This is a genomic window from Roseofilum reptotaenium CS-1145 (assembly GCF_028330985.1).
Lineage (GTDB): Bacteria > Cyanobacteriota > Cyanobacteriia > Cyanobacteriales > Desertifilaceae > Roseofilum > Roseofilum reptotaenium.
The window spans coordinates 1-5149 of record NZ_JAQMUE010000033.1 but is presented as its reverse complement, the minus strand read 5'-3'; the positions used below and the strand labels follow the sequence as shown (position 1 = coordinate 5149).

Annotated in this window: 7 protein-coding genes; 4 read left to right on the top strand and 3 right to left on the bottom strand. The window is 44.0% G+C overall.

All coding sequences use genetic code 11. From position 1 onward, the window contains the following. From PN466_RS04850 to PN466_RS04835, 4 genes are all read left to right on the top strand, one after another. Positions 1-346: GyrI-like domain-containing protein (locus PN466_RS04850; RefSeq protein WP_271937423.1), on the top strand; the 346-nt coding region annotated here is incomplete at its 5' end. Positions 347-373: 27 nt separating this feature from the next. Continuing rightward, the gene (locus tag PN466_RS04845; protein ID WP_271937422.1) at positions 374-1534 is read left to right on the top strand and encodes an aromatic ring-hydroxylating oxygenase subunit alpha; all 1161 of its coding nucleotides are present in this window, start codon (positions 374-376) and stop codon (positions 1532-1534) included. A gap of 60 nt (positions 1535-1594) precedes the next feature. Next, complete coding sequence (locus tag PN466_RS04840) at positions 1595-2758, top strand: DNA double-strand break repair nuclease NurA (RefSeq protein WP_271937420.1); 1164 nt, start codon at positions 1595-1597, stop codon at positions 2756-2758. Between the two features lie 17 nt (positions 2759-2775). Beyond that, positions 2776-3738, top strand: coding sequence for a Fic family protein (locus tag PN466_RS04835; RefSeq protein WP_271937418.1), 963 nt, complete (start codon positions 2776-2778; stop codon positions 3736-3738). Positions 3739-3809: 71 nt separating this feature from the next. Here PN466_RS04835 and PN466_RS04830 read toward each other — a convergent pair whose 3' ends face one another. The 3 genes from PN466_RS04830 to PN466_RS04820 all read right to left on the bottom strand — a co-directional run bounded on the left by PN466_RS04830 (position 3810) and on the right by PN466_RS04820 (position 5055). Next, the gene (locus PN466_RS04830; RefSeq protein WP_390889969.1) at positions 3810-4013 is read right to left on the bottom strand and encodes a PIN domain-containing protein; all 204 of its coding nucleotides are present in this window, start codon (positions 4011-4013) and stop codon (positions 3810-3812) included. Positions 4014-4215: 202 nt separating this feature from the next. Further along, on the bottom strand, positions 4216-4467 hold the full coding sequence (locus PN466_RS04825) for a hypothetical protein (protein WP_271937417.1): 252 nt from the start codon (positions 4465-4467) through the stop codon (positions 4216-4218). 105 nt (positions 4468-4572) lie between these two features. Next, positions 4573-5055, bottom strand: a complete 483-nt coding sequence (locus tag PN466_RS04820) for a TM2 domain-containing protein (protein WP_271937415.1) — start codon at positions 5053-5055, stop codon at positions 4573-4575. Positions 5056-5149: the final 94 nt, after the last annotated feature.

Sequence of the window (5149 nt, the reverse complement as noted above, 5' to 3'; positions counted from 1 at the left end):
TTGGCTTCAATATGCTGAGTCTGAGACCCTCTTTAGTCTCGAAAATACGGTGGATAATAAAACCTACGTGGCTTACCTCAACTATTCAGAAAATCGCGATCGCTTCACCATCATCATCGGTCATCGGGTCGCTAATTTTGAGGCGGTTCCTGTGGGTCTGAGTCAAATCATCATTCCGGCCACAACTTATGCCCAGTTTAATATAACGGGTAATCTGGATGAGGCGATCCCCAAAACCTGGGAAGCGATTGAAAGATCAAACCTCAAGCGAGCCTATAGCACAGACTTAGAGGTATACGATTATCAGCAAGAAAACGTTGCCGAAATTTGGGCTTCAGTCAATTAAATCTACTTCAAAGAGAGGAAAAAAATAATGACGATCGCAAACGCAATGCCCGTCCTGCCAGTCAAAGCATACACATCCCAAATGTGGTTCGATAGAGAAATGGCTACTATCTTTAGCCGTACTTGGCAGATGGCAGGCTTTATTGAAGATCTAACTGAGTCTGGTGATTACCTTACTGTTCAAGCTGGATTACACAATATTTTAGTCCTGTTGGATGATGACAAACAGCTCCGCGCTTTTCACAACGTCTGTCGCCATCGTGGTACTCAATTACTGCGGGCTTCAGGCAAACGCAAGAAATTCCTCACCTGCCCTTATCATGATTGGACGTATAACCTCAGCGGTGAACTCAAGGCTGTGCCTGAGCGTAAAGAGCAGTTTCCCGATCTTGACCTCAAAACTCTGTGTTTGCATAGGGCAGCAGTGGGCACCTGGCGGGGGATGATTTTTGTCCATCCCGACCCGAATGCGGATGACCTATTAGATTGGTTTGGCCCGGTGGAACCTTATCTTGGCCCCCATCAACCGGAAAATTTGGTGGAATATGTGGAAGGTCGTGCCCGCCATGAAATTAATGCCAACTGGAAGATTATTGTTGAAAATTACATCGACGGTTACCATCTGGCTCATCTCCATTCTGAAACGCTATATATGTATGCCCATCAACACCAAAAAACGGGATTTGTTGGCGATCACTTTCACTTTTTTGAGCCGCTCTCATCCGATTATCTAGATGGGATTGAAAATAATGCCCCGCTGCCCCTCATTGACCATATTCCTAAAGATAAAATTGGCGCTTATGTACCCATGCTCTTTCCTAATTTGGGGTTAGGCGAGGCGGAATCAAGCTGGAGTACGTTTCAGGTGATTCCAGTAGCTCCCAACAAGTCTATTGTCGAAGTGCGGACTAAAGTGATGCCAGTTTCAGACTGGAAATTTATGCAGCAGGAATGGAAATCCTGGAATTTTTTCAAGAATTTTAAGGGGGATAAGTATAGAACAGAAGATCCAGAAGATCCATTGGCTTCGGGTGATTTTATGGTAGAAGATATCTATGTCTGCGAGCAACAGCAGCGATCGTTTAGCTCACCCTATTTTGCGGTAGGGGCGATCGCCAAAGATCTCGAGCAATCTGTTTATCAGTATCAACGCAATATTCAAGCCTTTTTAGAAGGTCGGGAGAATTAAAGACACTAATCCTTGAGTTGCTGCTAGATCTTTCCTCTATTGCTTATTCGCTTGATCTCTATGCCTCTTGACCCCTCCTTAATTTTATCTTTGTTGCAAGTGAAACGCTCGGAATTTAAAGGCTTAGAGTCCCAAGTTTTTGAGAAACTACGACCCTATCGCCAAGCCCTTTTGCATCGTTCTAGGGAAGTAGTTGAGCGATGTAAAAGCATTGAGTTAGTCGATGAGCAGGATTCGATTTATGCTGAACCGTTGGAAAGGGGCGATCGCGGTTGGATCGTGAAATCGAATCTGGTTTGGCAAAATCGAGAACAAAGCTTACAGTGGGTGCGCGATCGCCTCACGGGAATTCCCACATTTGCTGTTGATGGTTCCCAAATCTATCCGAGCAAGGACTTTTCCCTACCCATCGCGGTGATTCAAATTGGCTGGTTTGAAAACTTTCATCGTGGGGATGGGGACTATGAAAAAGATGTCGCGGTAGATTTAATTACCCCCAATCAATTTGCCGCTCTGGAGAAAGGGGAATCCTTGGATCGCCTGGTGAACCGTCGCCGTTTAGAATTGGAAGTGCGCCGCATCATCGATTATATGCACGTCCACAGCCATCAATCCTCGCGCCTAGTATTTTATGATGGTTCCCTGATCGCCAGTTTTGCCCAAACCTTCGATCGCGCCACCTATCAGTGTTATCTCAAAGCCTTGCGTCAATTATTGACCGCCACTCAACAGCATCAAATTCCCCTGGTAGCCTATATCGATACCAGTGTTGCCGAAGATACCACGCAAATGCTGCAACGGGTGTTAGGATTACCTCCTATTTCTGGAGTTAGCGATCCGCAACTCCTTAATCCACTGATGGAATGGGGCGATCGCACGGTTCTCTGTCGCTGTTGTCGTCCTGGTATCCTCCGCGACTATCAAGAGCAAGCGAATCAAGTCACATTTACCTATCTGAAAACCCATGCAGGATACCCAGTGCGCCTGGAATTGCCCTTCTGGATCTTTGAAGCGGGGTTACTGGAGCAAGTGATCGACTGGGTACGCGCAGAAGCTATTATTGGGCGCGGATATCCTTATGCGATCGAAACCGCCGATCAAGTCACCGTTCTCCGCAGCGAAGATCGTAAACTCTTTTACCGCCTTCTCCAAGATTGGGCGGAACAGGAAGAGATCCCGTTTCGACTCTCCCGGAAAATGGTCAGCAAAGCCCACCGGCGTTAGAGGAGTTATGAGTCAGGATGAAAATCGAAGAAAATTTACGGGTTGCTTCTTCTAGACTACACGATAAATTTATACAAAAACTCATCGTTTTCAATCAAGAACCTGAGTTTTCATTAACTGCTTTAATTGAGAACTATGTAATCATGAATTATCCGGTTAAATTAGAGCAAATCAACCAACTCAAATCTTGGTTAGATGAATTTAGACCCTTTGACTGGGCGATCGTGACGGAACTGAAAAAACTCTATGATGTTCAGTTTACCTATAACTCAAATGCCATTGAAGGGAATACGCTAACCCAAAGTGAAACTGAGTTGGTTTTAACGAAGGGAATTACGATTGGGGGTAAGACACTTGATGAGCATTTGGAAGTGATTGGGCATAAAGAAGCGATCGACTATATTGAAACGTTAGCCCAGGTGGATACGGAAATTAATGAATGGGAAATCAAACAAATCCACAATCTAATTCTGCGAAAAATAAACCCCAATGAAGCGGGGAGTTATCGCACTCTAGATGTGATGGCAGCAGGAACAAATTATCGTTATCCTCCCCATTATTTACTGTCTCAACTGATGAGAGATTTTGTGATTTGGCTCAATTCAGACTCAGCTTTAAACCTTCATCCTGTGGAATATGCAACCCAGGCACATTATCGCTTTGTTTCTATCCATCCTTTTCGGGATGGCAATGGACGAACAGCTAGATTATTGATGAATTTACTATTACTTCGTGCAGGATACCCCATTGTTGTCATTCATAATCAAATCCGCAATGATTATATTAATGCTCTGGTGTATGGACAACACAATCAAGATGATTTGAGTCAGCTTTTTGACTTGATTTGTGATGCGACGATTCGCTCACTGGTGGAATTTTTGCAGGTGTTGGTTACGGCAGGTGCGAGTCAAAATAAGGGGCAAATTTTTTATCAGCAAATTACTGATTTTATGGATCGGATGAGTGAATCTCTAGACTAACAGAACAGACATGATGGTTGCTCATCTCTTAGTCTAGATTGGCTACTACGGGAAAATAGTAAAAGGATAGCTCAACTTAGCCAATTCTCCAAGTTCAACTCTTGAATCCGTCTCAAATCTTCATCTCGCGATACTACTGTTAACCCCTTAACGATGCCTGTGGCTGCGATCAAAATATCCTCAGTTTGGATCATTAACCCACGACTTTGAAAATTGGCATAAATTACGGCTGCCTGTTCAAAAATCGCCACATTATCTAACATGATGATCGGCACAATTTTGATTGAATTCTCAAACTTTCGTATTTGTGCTGCGGCATTTTGTCTAACAAACCGCGCCGAATTTCAAAATAAGTAATTCCGCCAATATACACAGGGTATTGAGTTGCATCAGAGGCATTAATGCATTAGAATATATCCCGATTACCCCTTATTACTAATGAAACAATATTGGTATCTAGCAAATAACTCATCAATGCTAGTGACTTTGAATCGCGGCAATTAAATTATCAAGCTCTTCTGGACTCATGCCCTTACTTGCTGTTGCCCAAAGATGCATGGCCATAATACCATTACAGCGATCGCACAAATCCTCATCAGCAATCTCCGCAAACGTCTCGAGTAAATGGTTCTCTTCAGCCGTTTGAAAAATCGTCTCTACTATTTCCTGAGCTACTAAATCCTGTCGATAAAGCTCTTCGAGCGCCATCAAATCCTCAACAATATCCACAATTCGTGGCGTACTAATTCCCGATTCCCGGTTACCAGAGACACAATTCTTCCCTCCTCATTTTTAACGGATTACACCTTAGATATTGCTAGGGGAAGATGGGGCTTAAAGTTCCTCAAAGCGATACAAAACGACCCCCGTTTGAGGATGATTATCCACCGTCACATAACCCTTTTTCAACATCTCCAGTAACAGGTTTTCCACCTCATCAAAATCTAAACCCGTATCCACCACTGCTTGAGTTACAGAAATCTCTCCTCCTCGTGCAGCAGCCGCTTTAACTAATTTCACCTTAGTGGGTTCTGGCGCTTGTTTTTCAGTCACCTCTACCACTTCACAGGGAATCGTCTGAGGACTCAACGGTACACCGGTTGGAGATAACCCATGTTTGAGCCGATATTTGAGGTTATATTCATCAACCATACCGGGAATAAAAATCAAGTCAATAAATTGACCAATCCCAAACAGGCCGAATGTACAGCACCAGAGAATACCTGTAGCGATTTTACCATTATACAGGCGATGAATACCATTGGCTCCAAACATGCCGAGGAGCCAGAGTAGATAGGTTGTGCTAACCTTATTCATGGGTTGAGTATGGCGAGTATTTTGGAAGCAAAACTTGTGGTTTATCCTATGCTAGCACGAGAAAGAGTGAGAGGTGGGGGGGGGGGGGGGGGGG